General features: G+C 34.8%; 16 protein-coding genes. 9 read left to right on the plus strand and 7 right to left on the minus strand.

Going from position 1 to position 15,449, the window contains the following annotated elements; genetic code table 11:
• Positions 1–408: 408 nt before the first annotated feature.
• The 3 genes from FH036_RS01200 to FH036_RS01210 all read right to left on the minus strand — a co-directional run bounded on the left by FH036_RS01200 (position 409) and on the right by FH036_RS01210 (position 3,400).
• A complete protein-coding gene (locus FH036_RS01200) occupies positions 409–1,668 on the minus strand; it encodes a serine hydrolase domain-containing protein (protein ID WP_044793154.1) in 1,260 nt (419 codons plus the stop codon).
• Between the two features lie 100 nt (positions 1,669–1,768).
• Positions 1,769–2,968: an MFS transporter gene (locus FH036_RS01205; RefSeq protein WP_001190334.1), complete on the minus strand. Its 1,200-nt coding sequence runs from the start codon at positions 2,966–2,968 to the stop codon at positions 1,769–1,771.
• Between the two features lie 15 nt (positions 2,969–2,983).
• Positions 2,984–3,400 carry a MarR family winged helix-turn-helix transcriptional regulator gene (locus FH036_RS01210; protein ID WP_000343680.1) on the minus strand — a complete coding sequence of 139 codons (417 nt, stop codon included), beginning with the start codon at positions 3,398–3,400 and terminating at the stop codon, positions 2,984–2,986.
• Positions 3,401–3,574: 174 nt separating this feature from the next.
• Here FH036_RS01210 and phaZ point away from each other — a divergent pair, with 174 nt between their 5' ends.
• The 4 genes from phaZ (at position 3,575) to FH036_RS01230 (ending at position 6,281) form a co-directional block, all read left to right on the plus strand.
• Entirely contained in the window at positions 3,575–4,492 is a 918-nt protein-coding gene (gene phaZ / locus FH036_RS01215) for an intracellular short-chain-length polyhydroxyalkanoate depolymerase (protein WP_130983719.1), read from the plus strand.
• Positions 4,493–4,552: 60 nt separating this feature from the next.
• On the plus strand, positions 4,553–4,786 hold the full coding sequence (locus FH036_RS01220; RefSeq protein WP_044793152.1) for a hypothetical protein: 234 nt from the start codon (positions 4,553–4,555) through the stop codon (positions 4,784–4,786).
• A 114-nt stretch (positions 4,787–4,900) separates the two neighbouring features.
• On the plus strand, positions 4,901–6,097 hold the full coding sequence (locus tag FH036_RS01225; protein WP_138321571.1) for an MFS transporter: 1,197 nt from the start codon (positions 4,901–4,903) through the stop codon (positions 6,095–6,097).
• Entirely contained in the window at positions 6,081–6,281 is a 201-nt protein-coding gene (locus tag FH036_RS01230; protein WP_000166303.1) for an NETI motif-containing protein, read from the plus strand. Before FH036_RS01225 ends, FH036_RS01230 begins: the two co-directional genes overlap by 17 nt.
• A gap of 565 nt (positions 6,282–6,846) precedes the next feature.
• Here the strand turns inward: FH036_RS01230 and FH036_RS01235 are convergent.
• Positions 6,847–7,257 (minus strand): DUF4279 domain-containing protein, encoded by a 411-nt coding sequence (locus tag FH036_RS01235; RefSeq protein WP_044793149.1) that lies wholly within the window; start codon positions 7,255–7,257, stop codon positions 6,847–6,849.
• A 264-nt stretch (positions 7,258–7,521) separates the two neighbouring features.
• Here FH036_RS01235 and FH036_RS01240 point away from each other — a divergent pair, with 264 nt between their 5' ends.
• Positions 7,522–7,980, plus strand: a complete 459-nt coding sequence (locus tag FH036_RS01240) for a VOC family protein (RefSeq protein ID WP_138321574.1) — start codon at positions 7,522–7,524, stop codon at positions 7,978–7,980.
• Between the two features lie 119 nt (positions 7,981–8,099).
• On the opposite strand, the gene FH036_RS01245 is transcribed toward FH036_RS01240, so the two are convergent.
• Positions 8,100–9,182, minus strand: coding sequence for an S-layer homology domain-containing protein (locus tag FH036_RS01245; RefSeq protein ID WP_138321576.1), 1,083 nt, complete (start codon positions 9,180–9,182; stop codon positions 8,100–8,102).
• 380 nt (positions 9,183–9,562) lie between these two features.
• Between FH036_RS01245 and FH036_RS01250 the strand changes: the two genes are divergently transcribed.
• Entirely contained in the window at positions 9,563–9,895 is a 333-nt protein-coding gene (locus FH036_RS01250; protein WP_001071912.1) for a DUF3895 domain-containing protein, read from the plus strand.
• A 79-nt stretch (positions 9,896–9,974) separates the two neighbouring features.
• Here FH036_RS01250 and FH036_RS01255 read toward each other — a convergent pair whose 3' ends face one another.
• A complete protein-coding gene (locus FH036_RS01255; protein WP_000346344.1) occupies positions 9,975–10,682 on the minus strand; it encodes a DNA alkylation repair protein in 708 nt (235 codons plus the stop codon).
• Between the two features lie 285 nt (positions 10,683–10,967).
• On the opposite strand from FH036_RS01255, the gene FH036_RS01260 reads away from it, so the two are divergent.
• A complete protein-coding gene (locus FH036_RS01260) occupies positions 10,968–11,426 on the plus strand; it encodes a hypothetical protein (protein WP_138321578.1) in 459 nt (152 codons plus the stop codon).
• 81 nt (positions 11,427–11,507) lie between these two features.
• Here the strand turns inward: FH036_RS01260 and FH036_RS01265 are convergent, their stop codons facing one another.
• Positions 11,508–11,948: a DUF7832 domain-containing protein gene (locus FH036_RS01265; RefSeq protein WP_070806516.1), complete on the minus strand. Its 441-nt coding sequence runs from the start codon at positions 11,946–11,948 to the stop codon at positions 11,508–11,510.
• 610 nt (positions 11,949–12,558) lie between these two features.
• On the opposite strand from FH036_RS01265, the gene FH036_RS01270 reads away from it, so the two are divergent.
• On the plus strand, positions 12,559–14,334 hold the full coding sequence (locus FH036_RS01270; RefSeq protein ID WP_138321580.1) for an S-layer homology domain-containing protein: 1,776 nt from the start codon (positions 12,559–12,561) through the stop codon (positions 14,332–14,334).
• A 290-nt stretch (positions 14,335–14,624) separates the two neighbouring features.
• Positions 14,625–15,377: a DnaD domain-containing protein gene (locus FH036_RS01280; protein WP_044793143.1), complete on the plus strand. Its 753-nt coding sequence runs from the start codon at positions 14,625–14,627 to the stop codon at positions 15,375–15,377.
• Positions 15,378–15,449 lie beyond the last annotated feature (72 nt).

Below are 15,449 nucleotides of genomic sequence, written 5' to 3' on the forward strand. Positions count from 1 at the left end.
TGCCCTGTTTATAGGGCAATTTTTTTACTTAAGTGAAAGTAGATCGGCGTTTCTTAAATATATCATAATCAATTCGCAAATCTTGTCACCATATTTTTAAATGTTATCAGTTTTCATTATTAATTTATTGCACATCAGCATTTGGATATTTTTATTGGGAATAGTAAGGAGGAGGGGAGGTGCATTACATATGGGAAAAGGTAGAAGTAATAATGCTGGTAAAAAGCAACCAAATTTCGATGATTCATCTAATTTCGCTAAACAAAGTCAACCGACAGAAAAGAAGAAATAGGAAAAGGAGCTCTCTTTATGAAGAGAGCTCCTTGTTAGATATATTGATGTTTCAGCACAAGAGATTGCGTGTTCAATCAAATAGTCATACATGTAAGGTTTAAACTCCTGCTGCTACTAATGTGGAACCTTTTCTAAATGATGTGCAATATCAACATACATGTTTGAGTATGTTGAATGTATGTCATTACTTGGCGTAGCGTTAGAAGAGAAGTGGACAATTACCATATTTGCTTTCGGATCGATGTAAAGTGTTTGTCCGTAACTACCTAACACTTCGAAAGCACCTTGTTCATTGTGCGGAATCCACCATTGATTATGATAAGAAATGGAAGCGCCAGGGCCAACTGCAAGTTCACCTTCTTGGACATTTTTTATATCTTCAGTAATAGAAGAAGGGAGAATTTGTTTTCCGTTATATTCCCCGTTGTTTAATAGTAATTGCCCGAATCTAGCCATATCTCTAGCAGTTGCATTTAAACCAGCACTAGCTTGTTCAACTTTTGTTTCATCTGTTACGTAATACGCGTTTTCTTCCATACCAATTTGAGACCATATGCGCTCGCTAACATTTTCAGCTAATGATTTACCTGTGATCGTTCGAATCACCCAAGCGAGTGTTTCTGCTGATCCGTTATCGTAAGAAAAATCGAAACCAGGCGGTGCAGTTTCTTCTGCTTCTCGTAACATATCATAAATTTTCATCGGGCCATCGTAATTTTTACCTCGAGGTAAAATATTGCTCGCTAAATATAGTTGTGCATCTTGATTTTCTAACGCTGGGTGTTCATAGCCGTGAGTGGGGTATTCCACAGAAACTTGCATGTCCATTAATTGCTGTAGTGTTGCTTTTCCAAATGGTGTATTTTTTAATTCTTTTATATATGTGTCAGCTGTTTTTTCTAAATCAATACGGTTTTCTTCAGCGAGAGATTGTATTATTGCTCCGGTAAATACCTTTGCTAATGATGCCATGCCATGCGGTTCACTCTCGTTATATCCATTAAAATATCGTTCATAAACAAGTTTTCCATTGTGTACAACGACAAACGCATCTGTTTTGTTATCGTCTAAAAGTTTTTTTAGAGGAGTTGTATTTCCCAATCTACGCTCTACAGCAAAATCATCTAAGTTTTGCAAAGCGGTAGAGAAATGGGAAACTTGATCTGGGTTATGATTTACCTCGTTAATTAAAGTGAATTCTTTCATATGTGTATACGACCAACGTAAGTACGGATCATCTAACCAATTTTTTTTCGTCACATTATTTTTCGACGGAATTGTTTTATTATGTTTGAAGTATGTAAAACCGAGCCCTGTAATTACAAATATGAATGTGATTATGAGTAAGAGTAGGGGAGATTTTTTAAGTTTCATATCGGTCCCTCCTTTTTATTTCTATTATAAGTATACGCTCCAATTGAAAGAAATACAAAATAAGGAAAGTAAACGGATAAGTTTACTTTCCTTATTTACGTTAAGCGGATATTTGTCCGTCTGTACGCTGTTTCTTGAATTTTTGTTTTCGTCCGTGTAATCCATAGTATAAAAGTAAAGTGAACGCAACGATAATAGCCGCGATAAAATACATATTATGGTAACTTGATTTCGCTGCGACGATACCTAAAATGAAAGAACCAAAGCCAATACCACTATCAAAGAATGAGAAGTACGTAGCTGTCGCAGAACCACGTCGATGGTTTGGAGCGGCAGAAATCGCAATCGTTTGGAAGCTAGGAATTAATGTTCCGTAACCTAAACCGATTAGCATACCTGCACCAAGGAACCAAAATGAAGTTTGTGCTTGGCTTAAAATGAACATCCCAATTGTGAAAATAATAATAGCTGGATAAACAAGTACGTTTTCACCGAAGCGATCAAAAATCTTACCTGTAAATGGACGAGAAATGACAACAACAAGTGCGTATAAAATAAAGAAGTAACTTGCAATATCAGCTAAACCGAGCTCTTTTGCATAAATAGGAATAAAGGATAAAATACCACTATAAGAAAAGGCTAAAACAAATCCTGTAAGAGCGATTGGAATAGAAGATGGTTCAAGTAAGTCTTTCCATTTCATTTTTTCTCGTTTTTGTTTGCTTACAGGTGCTTCATGCGGAATATTGACAAGTAGTCCTAATAAAAATGCAAGTAATGAAAATACGGAACAAACGATAAATAATACAGTAAACGAAAAATGAGAAATAATTGTTAAACCTAAAAAAGGACCAATTACCATCGGCAGACTCATAAATACGCCGAAATAGGCAAGTGCTTCGCCTCGTCTATGAGCTGGCGCAACATCTGTGACAATCGTACCAGTTGCAGTTGTTGCCATACCGAACCCAATACCATGTAAGAAGCGAAGGGCTAGTAATAAAAATAAACTTTGTGCACCGAAATACATAACGGTAGCGGCTAAAAATAGTGAAAGTGAAATAAATAATATTTTCTTTCTTCCTAAATCATCGAGCCATTTTCCTGTGAATGGTCGACATAAAACAGATGAAATAAGAAAAACAGTTGCAACTAAACCAATTTCCTCAGGTTTTCCTTTTAGACCGTCTATTACATAGACAGGCAAAGTAGTCATAAGCATATAAAATGTTAAAAAGAGAAATAGACTACTAAAACAAGTTCCGAGGAAATCCTTCGTCCAAAGTTTCTCACTTTGCATCGTCATCCCTCCAATTTAATCTAAGTTTTTAATAATTTGTTGTAACACTTGAAATGCTTGATGTAAATCATCTTCGTTAATACCTTCTAGCGTCTTTTCTTCGAAAGTATCAACTTCTTCTTGCCATACCGGAATCATTTTTATCGCTGTTTCTGATAAAGAAATAAGCTTCTCACGGCGATCTTTTCCTTCTGTACGAATAATCCATCCCATCGTTTCCATACGTGTTAACGTACGAGTCATCGTTGGTGATTCAACATTTAAATACTGGCATAACTCTGTTTGTGTACAAGAACCAGTTTGATTGATGCGGAAAATAACAGCCCATTGCGCACTAAATAACCCAGTGGGAGATACGCGTTCATTAAATTTCTTCGTAAACTTGCGAGAAGTCTGGCTGACAATGTGAAAAAAATGTTGTTTTTCGTCCATGTATTTTGATCCTTTCAAATTAGTTACCTAGCTAACTATATACTTTTTTATTATAATTGTCTAGTAATAGACATGTTGATTTATGTAAAAATTTCGTATCGGTTTTTTGTTGAGAACATACATTCTGCATGTTATTCTTTAATTAAGTAAAGAATTTTCTTTCTATTAAAAAGAATGGGGGAACTTGTGATGATTAAGCCTGCAACAATGGAGTTTGTTTCACTATCGAACGGAGAAACGATTGCGTATCAGGAAGTTGGAAGGCAAAATGCAGAAATTCTTGTACTCATTCACGGAAACATGACATCGTCACAACACTTTGATTTAGTTATTGAAAAGCTGCAAGATCAATACCATATTTACGCTCTCGATTTAAGAGGATTTGGTCAATCAACATATAATAAAGCGATAGATTCAATACAAGATTTTGCAGAAGATGTAAAACTATTTATTGATCAATTAAAACTAGAGAAATTTTCATTAATGGGCTGGTCAATGGGCGGTGGTGTTGCGATGCAATTTACAGCGAATCATCCAACGTTTGTCGAAAAGTTAATTTTAGTAGAATCGGTGGGTATGAAGGGATATCCAATTTTTAAAAAGGATATAAACGGGCAACCAATCGTATCAAGCTTAGTAAAGACGAAAGAAGAAATTGCACAAGATCCCGTACAGATTGCACCAGTGTTAGATGCGATAAAAAATATGAATAAATTATATTACCGTACAGTATGGAATTTATTAATATATACACATAATCAACCTGAACCAGACCGTTATGAAAAGTATTTAGACGATATGTTAACGCAACGTAATTTCGTAGATGTGAATTATGCGCTCATTACATTTAATATTTCAGATGAACATAATGGGGTTGTAGAGGGAAGTAAGCAAATTCATCATATTAAAGCGCCAACACTCGTCATACAAGGTGACAGAGATTATGTCGTACCCCAAGTAGTCGGTGAGGAGTTAGCAAAACATTTGCCAAATGCAGAGTTGAAGGTATTAGAAGATTGCGGTCATTCGCCGTTTATTGATTGTTTAGATGTATTTATAAAGCATGTAGAGGATTGGTTAGAACAGAAATAATCCCCGAAATGAAAGGTATTGCATATACTATAACATTGTAAGTAAAAGGGGAGATTATCCATGCACCATCCGTTCTTAATTGCGCATTCTCCATATAATCATCATGTGTATACAAAAATGATGATAGCTCCGTTGTATATGCAAGTTTCACCAGCTGTAGTTCCTTTACAACTGCAATACCCGCAGCCACCAATCACTAGTACACAGCAATACGTGTATGAAACTGCTTTTTATAAACATCCGTATTTCAAGCAATTCCATAACAATGTGAAAGCACAAGTTTGGGAAGGATAAGAAGCTAAAAGATTCATTCTTTTAGCTTCTTTTTTATTGCGAATATTCGTACACGCATTTGCAGAAACAGTTTATAATGAAAAGTGGAAAGCGTGAGAAGGAGAGGGAAAGGGAATGTCAATGCGTTTTACTTTTTGGATTATGGTTGGGATTGTGGCAATCTCGGGTTTGTCACAAGGAATGCTTTTACCGGCCATTGCAATGATTTTTGAACAAGAAGGGGTTAGTTCAAGTATTAACGGTATTCATGCGACAGCACTATACATTGGGATATTAGTGATCTCACCGTTTCTTGAAAAACCGATGCAAAAGTTTGGAATGAAGCCAATTATCGTCATTGGTGGGTTTCTCGTTATTATTTCATTATTCTTTTTTACACAAACATTTTCATTTTGGGTATGGTTTATCCTTAGATTTCTAGTTGGCGTGGGAGATCATATGCTACATGTCGGAACACAAACATGGATTACGACAACATCGGATCCGAGTAAAATAGGTAGACAAGTATCGATATACGGTGTATTCTTCGGAATTGGTTTTGCCGTCGGTCCGTATTTAGCAAGCACAGTTCAGTACGGTCTTGCAACGCCATTTATTATATCTACTATACTTTGTCTAATAGGTTGGCTGTTATTATTACCAACAAAAAATGCATTCCCGGCGCAAGATGAAAGAGAAGTGAAGAATGAATCATCATTTTCTCGTTATAAACAAGTTGTTGGATTAGGATGGATTGCACTGCTGGGACCACTTGCATATGGCGTACTGGAAGCAATGTTAAACAGTAACTTACCAGTATACGCGCTTCGCAAAGGATGGTCTGTTTCAGAAGTATCCTTCTTATTACCAGCATTTGCAGTTGGGGGCATTATTACACAAATTCCGCTCGGTATATTAAGTGACAAATACGGAAGGGATCTTATTTTAACGTGGACGTTCTGCATAAGTACGGGCATTTTCTTGCTTGCAGCCGTATTTGATCAATATTATTGGATCGTCTTTGCCTGCATGTTGTTAGCGGGTATGGTCATTGGATCGTGCTTCTCGTTAGGACTTGGATTTATGACAGATTTATTACCGAGACACTTATTGCCAGCAGGTAATATATTATCTGGAATCGCCTTTAGTTTAGGAAGTATACTGGGGCCTGTATTAGGAGGCGTATTTATAGAAAAAATACAGTATACAAGCTTTTTTATTGCGGTTATGATTATAATGGGAATTCTCGCAATGTTATATATGGTTTACATGAAGAATCAATTCGCATCAAGAAAAATAGAAAGTAGGTTAGGGCATGACAAAACAACCTAATAAAAAGAAATTTGAAGTACTCGAAAACGAAACAATTACAGACTGCTTAGCACGTATGGAACAAGAAGGTTACGCACCGTCTCGCCGCATGGAAGAGCCAATCTTTCATGAAGTGAAGAAAGACGGCAAAACAGTAGTGGAACCGTGCGGTAGGAAGATTGTTTTTGAGGGGAAATTGAAGTAATACAAATAGCAAATTCTCTTTATAGTATAGAGCCACCCAATTCATTTGAATTGGGTGGCTTGTTTTGTTGCTGAGTAATGAAGGAATAGGTAGATTAGGAATTGAATAGAATGAATGGATATTTTCTAGCGAGGATGAAGTTAGTTGTTCGGGTATGGATTATAGAGCTAAAACTATAAGAAGCTAAAATTTTGCAAAGGGAAATAGGTAAATACGCCGAGTGCTGGTTAATCCGTACGTCATCAATTTTGTCATTTGGAAGAAAATAATAATATCATAAAGCATACTATAAATAGTTATATTTTTTTGTATAGAAAATGCGTAATTGTAACGTTAAATCTTCCTGGAAGAGCTGTTACACTAGCTTTGGATTTTTGTTAATTCAAAATTCAGTGTGCAAACGAGGTGGAGTTCAAAAATGGAAGCAAATCAAAATGAGCGAATTCTCTATGCAGTTTTTGAGAATGAAATGAAAAATGAATCTGTTTTGTTCTCACAAAATAATTCACACATCTAGTCATATAAGAAAACGCTGTTGATTTCAATATTAATAGCGTTTTTATTTTTAGTAAATATATAGATCAAAATGAATTTCTGCTTGAATCGAACTAGCGAAATCAAGTATATCTTTTTGTAAATACATTGCGGGTGATTCGTTATTCTCAATTTGAATGACTACCATAAATAGAAATTCTAAATCATATTTTTTCTTAAGCTGTTTTAATGGTTCTGTTTTCTCTTCAAGTGATTTTAGAATAACATACAACTGATTATTTATATCGTATGATTCTTGATAGCCAGTGCTTAAATTCCAATCCGTCTCTTTTCTATATAGTTTTTTTGTGGATACAAGATTCGGATTATCACGTCTTGCGACAATATCACCTTTTTTATAAGTTCTTGTAGGTTCGATATTTAGGGCGTCGGTAATTGCTTCAACAGGGAATATATCACCCGTTATACTAAAATAAGCCATAACTTTAGTTTTATCCAGAACGGTTCCTCCTCTATTGTTAAGATGTTACTCTTATTACATTATAAAAATTTAAGAATGTATTTACTAGAATGTAAATGTGTTTTTGATTGAATTTTGGTGTTGGGATATAAATGATAATGCTAGATATATACCTTTGTAGTAAGGGGGAATTATATAAAAGTAGGATGATTTCAAATGTATTTATTTGTATGATAAAAACAAAATGTTTTTAAAAAATTGGAATGTAGGGGAGGGGGAATCATAATGATACAAAGCATATATGAAACTCATTTACATGTAAGAAATTTAGAAAAGGCGATAGATTTCTATCAAAATAAGTTAGGTTTAATATTAGCAAAAAAACTATCAAAAAGGCGGGTTGCTTTCTTTTGGATAGGAAAAAATAAAAAACAAATGCTTGGATTATGGGAAGTACATAGTAATGAAGATTTTGAGATGAAACACTTCGCTTTTCGTGTAGATGTAGAGTTTTTAAAGATTTCTAAATTATGGTTAGAGAATCGTGGAATAGAGGTAGTAGGGAGTCAGGGGAAAGGGAATGAAGAACCAATTGTTCAAAGATGGATGCCAGCTGCAAGCGTATATTTTCTAGATTGTGATGGAAATAAATTAGAGTTTATTTCTATGTTATATGATGATCCAGATGAATTAGAATATGCAACGTATTTAATTGAATGGGAAGCGGAGCACCAAGAAGAATAAAGTGAAACTTTAATCAGTAGGGGTTTTATAGCTGTGTATTATGTTAAATAGATAGAGACAAAAAAAATCCTTCAAGAAAAGGCATGTTCTTGAAGGATTTTTTTATTGTTTGTAACGTATTAACGATCTTCACGTTTAGATATTTCAGCCCGTTGAATATAACCATCAGAGAAGCTGAAATAAAGAGAATAGCTTCCTCGATTATATATAAATCCTTCACTAGTCATATCCTCTCCGATTAAATCGGGCTCACCAAACCACTCTTTTAATTCATCGATAGAAATATCCATTTTCACCCATATATATCTAGCGTCCCAAGGGTACATATCAATATTATAATCGCCGTATACCGCTATATTAGGTGCATCACATTCTGTACATGGTGCTTTTTTCAAAACATCAGGCACTCCATATTCTTTTTTTACTTCAGATATATCTTTACGCAATGAATTTAATGTAAATGGACCAAACGTTCCATTCTGTAAAGCGGTTGTTAACATTTGTTTCAGTTCTTCTTTTGAATTGATGTTGAAATTATAATTTCTGTTTTTTGCTATTGCATTATAGAAAAATTGTGCATACTGCTCACGCTTCACAAATGTGTTTCCGTTAAAATTACCTGACTCGTCACCTTGTGCTATACGGTTACTACGCAGTGTATTTACAGCTTCATAAGCCCAATGACCTTTTGGTACGTCTTTAAATTTTCCTTGTTCTTTTGATTCTAAATGAAATGCTTTTTGTAATATTACTGCCATCTCATATCGAGTTAATACATCATCTGGACGAAATGTACCTGTTCCATCACCTGTCATAATTCCAGCTTGCGCAATGGCTTTAATATCTTTTTCAAACATATGATTTTTAATATCACTAAACATATTTCCTTGTTTATCGTCTACTTTTAAACCTAAATGTCGATTGACTAAAGAAGCTACCTGTCCTCTAGTAACATTGTCGCCAAAACCAAATTTCCCATTTCCATACCCCTTATAAATCCCTGCTGCCGCTAAGTAATCAATAGCATCTTTTGACCAGTGGTCCTTTGGTACATCTGTAAATACAGTGTTCGTATTGCTAGCTATCTTATAGCTATTCGTAGTTGTTTGTGCATTAGCTGTACCTACCATCGTTGTAGTTACTAGTGCTGCGGTGATTACGAATCCGAAAAAATTTTTAGCTTTGCTTGTTTTCTTCCCCATTTGCGCAAGCCTCCCCAGTTTCATTTAACTTTATTAAATATACTCATTACGATGCATGCATTTAATACAACTAAATGCATGCATCGTAATTGTAACATGTAAGTTATAATTATTTGTCATTTATTTCCGTAATGTGGATGGAATTTTGATAATATAACCAAAAATGTGGATAATTGATATTCAGCGTTATTTAATGATGATACATACAGTAAAATGTTCTGTTTTCCATTCTACGATAGAAAACAGAACGTATATTTGGTATAATCGAAATATACTATATGAAACGATGTACATGAGTTTGACATGTATGTATTAAGGTACGTACTACATAACAATAACTACGCTTTATACAAATCAGTCGTTAGAAAGGAAAAGAAGTAATGAATCAAATTTCATTTGAAGATTTATTTGAAGAAGAAAACGCGAAAGAAAAGGTGGAGGTAGCTGAAATACCAGTACCTTTATCACCATTGCAAAGAGATATATTGGAATTAATGGATTCTGAAGAAATAAGTGCACTTGAGCTGTGTGAACAATTAATACGAGCTGGAAAAATATCAGATGAAAGATTCACAACGAATAAGCCGAAAGCATATGGAGAAGTATGCTTACTATTAGAAGGATTTGTTAAAGAAGGAAAGCTTATTTTTGTCAAAAGTGATGAGAAAAGAGATAGGGTTTATAAATTGAATGAAGAAATGTTTAACGGATAAGGTGTGCAGGGGGAATTCATTCATTTTTCTCATTAAAAAAGGGTGTCAATCTTACTTAGATTCACACCCTTTTAATCATCTAACACCTTACATGTTTACGCTTGAAACCAAGTCTTCCTCTATCAAGTTCTTTCTGAATACTCTCTGCAGCATTTAGCAAACTACTTTTTTTATTATCACGTTTTATTTCAACTATACCAACTTCTTTTGCAATCTCGACTGCTTTTTCGTGTAGTGGTACATAGGAAATTGCTACAGTGTTTAGAAAATTATTCATAGCGGATTTAGTTCGTTCTGGCGAATCATGGATTGTCTTTTTCACCATTTCAAGCATATCGGAAAGTTTGCTTTCAGAAAACTCATCGTCTTTGCGATTTCCTAAAAGCCAGCAGTAGCAACTCCAGCCTGCAGACATTTTAAGCTCTTTACCACTTGTAATCCATTTATCAGCAACTTCTTGAGCGATATTTGATTCGGATAAAGTGACTGCCACCACATAATCAGACAACATATAAAAATACGCTCCGTCTATCCATCGATCAAAATCAGACTCCCTCATAGCTTTCGGGTCCGCAATAATGCCTGCAAAATACATAGCATCGTAGTTGCCTGTGGCATAAAGTTCTTCTGCTAACTCTTGGTTTATTTTTATTTTTTTTGCGATTGGTTTCATAGCACCTGTAGCTACGCCGAAAACTGGTTCCTGCGCACCGTTAGATATGTATATTTTTTTCGTTCGTTCCTTGCCTAGAGCTTCAAGCTCTTGCATAACTGTTTTAAAATCCAAAGCTGTGCACTTCCTTTCTTCATGTAAAAACCATTTTAATTGCGAACAACTAGCCTATATTTTTTATCATGTTTCCATACTTTCTAATTTTAAATCTTATGTGAGTAGGATGTCTACTTTCTATAATTTGTCGATAGTGCAGATAGTGATTTTGAAAGTCTAGATTTTTAGGATGAAAAACTACTGATTAAAGTTTCCCTGTATCTTTGGCTCTTTCTCGGTATTATTATGTTATTATTTGGTAAGAGGATAAATGTAAAGTGAAACATGTGAGGTTGGTTATAAATGATAAAGAAATTTACTAGAGTAGTATTAACTGTAGTTATGCCAATTAGTATGATTGTGGGGTGTGGAAATACTGAAAAAACTGAAGCAAAAGAACCGAAAGCGATACAATCAGAGAAAAAGGACTATACGGATTATTCGTATGGAAGCAAAGGTATAGTAGTAAGCGGAAAAGCGAAAGAACGTCAACAATACGAGGTTGGATATATGGATGATAATAAGTTAATTGGGATTGATGAAAATATTGAGGACTGTATTATTTTAGATAATAAAGATGAAGCGGGTCTCGTTTGGAAACAAATAGAGCGTGGATCGATTATTGAAGTACAATATGGTAAGGACCGTAATGATATCGTAGGCGTACAATTAGTAGGAGATCGTGAGCCATACGAAATTAGTGATAAGTTTGATCGAAATACGATAAACGAGATTGTCGAAAACGTTAAAGGGAATTTGTAATAGAAGCTAAAATGAAAAAATATTTAAATTTACTATTAATAAAGTCGATTCCTTATGGAGATAAGAAATCGACTTTATTAATTATCTTTTTTGTAAGTTGTCTTTCCAAAAATTATAGCTATTATCAATAACTTCTTTTAATTTGAAATAGTTTTCCCAAGTATCTTTCACGTGGTAGAGAGTTTCTTCGTCTATAAAAACGTCTGAGTAATCACTTATATACTTCCATTCCTCATCATTAAAGTAATACATCGCGAATTGATTGCCTTCGTCATTTAACATGTCGTCTGCCAAAACGCCATCCCAGTTCATATAAATTTCTGTGCCAGTCATTTGTCTAAGTTTAAACTGTTTAATTTCGTCTAGGGACTCTTCTTCAAATTCTTCACTAAATAAATTATGTTCAAGTATCCATCCTAAAAACATACCAGTATGTACAAAAGCTTGATCAATTGGTAAGTCCTCAGGAAAATCACCTTGATAATGGTACTTCGCTTTATCGTAAACAATCGTATCTAACAATCAGTTCATCCCCTTTAACTAACGTATTATCTATTAAACTTGTACTTTTTGTTTTAATAGTTTAACTATGTTTTCAAGCCCTTCAAAATATATCCCATCTGCTGAATATCGTATGTACTCTCGTTTTTTTTATCATTTTTTGGTCTTCTTCATTTCAGGTATCAATATGAGGGATTTTTGCCAAATAAAACTCTTTTCAATGTAAAAGGTTACATCTATATTATCGTAAGAATGTAAAAATGTTAATATTTTTAAAGAGAACAAGTACAAAGAAACAGGATTTATTTAATAGATACTTGATAGTTATGAAAAATTATAAAGATCCTTCTTGTTGAAGAAAATCAGTAAAAGGTATCCGAATCTATTTTTGAGAAGTAGTGGTGTGTAAGGGAAGAAGTACTTTTGACGGCGATTGCAATTGGTTATAAAATAATGTATGTTAAGGGATTTTCTAGAAACTATTATTCGCCTGCTGGGGATAAAATGCAGTGTTTATAAAAAGGCGGAATAACCATATTTTTATACATAGTAGATTCATAGTCTTTCACGAATGAGAAAATAAAGGGAGGTTGAGATATTTACACGAACAGTGTAGGTATCGATTACAGCAATGAATATTAAAAAACGAGTAATCGCACTATCAACAAGTCTAGTAATGTTAGGGAGTGCACCTTTATCAATATCAGCAGAAGAGTTAAATAAATCTCATACTGACCAGCTTCGTATTGCACAAGGGGAACGTGGAACGAACGGATTACGTTATTCTAATTTCAATCTAGAAACTCCAGATTACATGCAAATTAATGAAGCAGAAGTGTCAGAGAATGAGAAAATTCTTCTAGAAGAATATAAGCATAAACATAATGAAACAGAAGAGTTACATAAAATGAAAGAAGCGAAAAAAGGTGAAGTAGCAGAAGATGAAGCTATTTCAAATATTGAAAAGGCATTTGAACATGTAGACGGTCGAAATGATGGCTCTACTCGTGAAATGAAGCCGGTTGAAAAGCGAAGAGCTATTCAGTATAGTACATCGATGACTACAAAGAAATATGGAACACTTGCAGGTGCACCGTTTGTAGAGTGGATTGTTCCAGCAGGAAATCCTGATATTCGCCCTGCAAATCCGATGAAAGCACGCTACATTACAATTCACGAGACTGCAAACACCGCCCGTGGTGCAAATGCTGAAAATCATGCTAAATATTTGTATAAACAAGCAACGGAAGGTACGTTCCGAACAGCTTCATGGCATTTTACTGTAGACGATAAACAAATTTATCAACACTTACCAACAAATGAAAACGGTTGGCATGCAGGTGATGGCGATGGTTCCGGAAATAGAGAATCAATCGGTATCGAGATTGCGGTTAACCAAGATGGAGATTACAATAAAGCGCTAGAGAATGCAAAGAGACTTGCAGGTTATTTAATGAACAAAGAAGGTATTAGTGCGGACCACATTTATAGGCATCAACAATGGAGCGGGAAAAACTGTCCTGATATTTTAATTTCCCGTGGGAATTGGACTGGCTTCGTACAAGGGATTCAATGGTATGCAAATGTTAACGCACAAATTGATTCGCCTTTACAAGAAAGAAATGAGTTATTTGATTCCAATGAATATAATCCAGCTGAACCTAATATGGAGCTTGTAGTGAATGGTGATGGTATAAACGTACGTAGTGGTTCGGGACTTGAACATCATATCGTTCGTAAAGCTTCAAACGGAGATCGTTACAAAGTGTTAGCAGTTAAAAATGGTTGGTATAAAGTAGGTAACGATGAGTGGATTTTCTATAACCCAAGTTGGATTAAAATAAACTATAATATGCCACATAAAGAAGTGCAAAAACCAAAAGATGATATTACAGGTGGATGGTTTGAAGGGAACATTCGTAAGCTGAACAGCCTAGGAATTATGAACGGTGAAGGAAATGGTGTATTTGCGCCTTATCGTAATGTTACGAGAGCTGAGTTTGCAACATTAATCTCAAATGCTCTAAAGCTACCAGAAGGAGATAAGTCATTTGTAGACATTAACAAAGCGCATCCATCACTTCATAGTGGTATTAAACGTAGTGCAAGCGCAGGAATTATTAGCGGTCGTGGCGGCGGAATTTTTGATCCTAACGCATCTATCACACGTGAAGAAGCATCGATCATGATTGACAACGCATTACAGTATAAGGGTGTTACAGGTGAATTAGTTGCATTGCCATTTAGGGATAAACATTTGATCACATATAAACAGCCTGTTCAACGATTATATAGCTTAAAAGTAGTTACTGGTGTTGGAAATAATGAGTTTAATCCTAAAGGGACAGCAACTCGTGGTGAAGCAGCTGCCTTTTTAGTGAAGATGTTAGATGCAAGTCAAAAATAGAAAGAATGATAAAGGAGCTATCCAAAATGAGAATTTGGAACAGCTCCTTTTTATATAAGCCCTTATTAAGCCCCTTCCAAGCCCCTTATAAGCACCTACCAAGTAATAAATCACTAAGAAAAAACAAAACAAAAACAACTACAATAACAAAAAAGCGCGAAAAAATAAAACCGTCGTTGTAGTAGTTAAAAAAATTTGGAATTCAACTGCAAAAACCAAGCCCTCACTCCTATATGTATATTGAAGGATTGAAATCTGCCTTTTTATAAGTGCGAGGGGGAGGTAAATATATGGCGGTGTACCGTAATGTGCAAGTGAATTTTTGGCAAGATGAATTCATATTAGATTTAACGCCAGAGGAGCGTTATTTTTACATATATTTGTTAACTGGTACGAAAACGAAGCAATGCGGAATTTACGTATTACCAAAGCGTGTGGCAGAGCTGGAAACAGGTTACAGTATGGAAACTGTTGAGAAATTGTTAAGTAGATTTGTGGAATACGGCAAGATTTTATATGATGCGGAAACGAAAGAGTTATACATCATAAATTGGCTACACTATAACCCTATTTTAAATACGAATGTAGAAAAATGTGTGTTACGTGAGTTGAAAACTGTAAAAAATAAAGAATTCATACATATGTTTTTACATAAATGTCTGGAAGAAGAATGGAAGATTCCGTTGTTGTTACAGCATTTTGGTATGCCCGAAGAAGAGGGGAATAGTAGTTTACAAGAAGTTGTTGAAGAAATAGAAGATGAGGAAGGTGAAGAGGATACTCAGCATAGTGAAGTTTACAAATTTTACGAACAAAATATAAGTAGTTTATCTCCATATATCGTGAAGGAATTGATGGGATGGATACGAAGACTTTCAGGAGAGAAAGTATTAGAGGCACTTAAAATTGCGTTTGAACATAATAAGCGAACGTTTGCTTATGTGAAGGGGATTTTGAGGAATTGGTGTAGCAAGTATGGTGGAGAGAAGTGTGTGATGGGTAGTTTAGAGAGAAGGAGAAGTGTTTTGAGTAGTGTGTTTTAATTTACATTAATTTAATATAGAATATATGTTCGTTTCGGTTGGTTTTATGCTATACTACAAGTAAATAAGGGT

This window comes from Bacillus sp. CD3-5, assembly GCF_006349665.1.
Taxonomy (GTDB): Bacteria; Bacillota; Bacilli; order Bacillales; family Bacillaceae_G; genus Bacillus_A; species Bacillus_A paranthracis.

What these genes read in the sequence shown, in the direction of transcription:
- FH036_RS01200 (WP_044793154.1), bottom strand. Translation starts at nt 1,668, where the DNA reads ATGAAACTTAAAAAATCTCCCCTACTCTTACTCATAATCACATTCATA.
- FH036_RS01205 (WP_001190334.1), bottom strand. Translation starts at nt 2,968, where the DNA reads ATGCAAAGTGAGAAACTTTGGACGAAGGATTTCCTCGGAACTTGTTTT.
- FH036_RS01210 (WP_000343680.1), bottom strand. Translation starts at nt 3,400, where the DNA reads ATGGACGAAAAACAACATTTTTTTCACATTGTCAGCCAGACTTCTCGC.
- phaZ (WP_130983719.1), top strand. Translation starts at nt 3,575, where the DNA reads ATGGGGGAACTTGTGATGATTAAGCCTGCAACAATGGAGTTTGTTTCA.
- FH036_RS01220 (WP_044793152.1), top strand. Translation starts at nt 4,553, where the DNA reads ATGCACCATCCGTTCTTAATTGCGCATTCTCCATATAATCATCATGTG.
- FH036_RS01225 (WP_138321571.1), top strand. Translation starts at nt 4,901, where the DNA reads ATGTCAATGCGTTTTACTTTTTGGATTATGGTTGGGATTGTGGCAATC.
- FH036_RS01230 (WP_000166303.1), top strand. Translation starts at nt 6,081, where the DNA reads ATGACAAAACAACCTAATAAAAAGAAATTTGAAGTACTCGAAAACGAA.
- FH036_RS01235 (WP_044793149.1), bottom strand. Translation starts at nt 7,257, where the DNA reads ATGGCTTATTTTAGTATAACGGGTGATATATTCCCTGTTGAAGCAATT.
- FH036_RS01240 (WP_138321574.1), top strand. Translation starts at nt 7,522, where the DNA reads ATGATACAAAGCATATATGAAACTCATTTACATGTAAGAAATTTAGAA.
- FH036_RS01245 (WP_138321576.1), bottom strand. Translation starts at nt 9,182, where the DNA reads ATGGGGAAGAAAACAAGCAAAGCTAAAAATTTTTTCGGATTCGTAATC.
- FH036_RS01250 (WP_001071912.1), top strand. Translation starts at nt 9,563, where the DNA reads ATGAATCAAATTTCATTTGAAGATTTATTTGAAGAAGAAAACGCGAAA.
- FH036_RS01260 (WP_138321578.1), top strand. Translation starts at nt 10,968, where the DNA reads ATGATAAAGAAATTTACTAGAGTAGTATTAACTGTAGTTATGCCAATT.
- FH036_RS01270 (WP_138321580.1), top strand. Translation starts at nt 12,559, where the DNA reads ATGAATATTAAAAAACGAGTAATCGCACTATCAACAAGTCTAGTAATG.
- FH036_RS01280 (WP_044793143.1), top strand. Translation starts at nt 14,625, where the DNA reads ATGGCGGTGTACCGTAATGTGCAAGTGAATTTTTGGCAAGATGAATTC.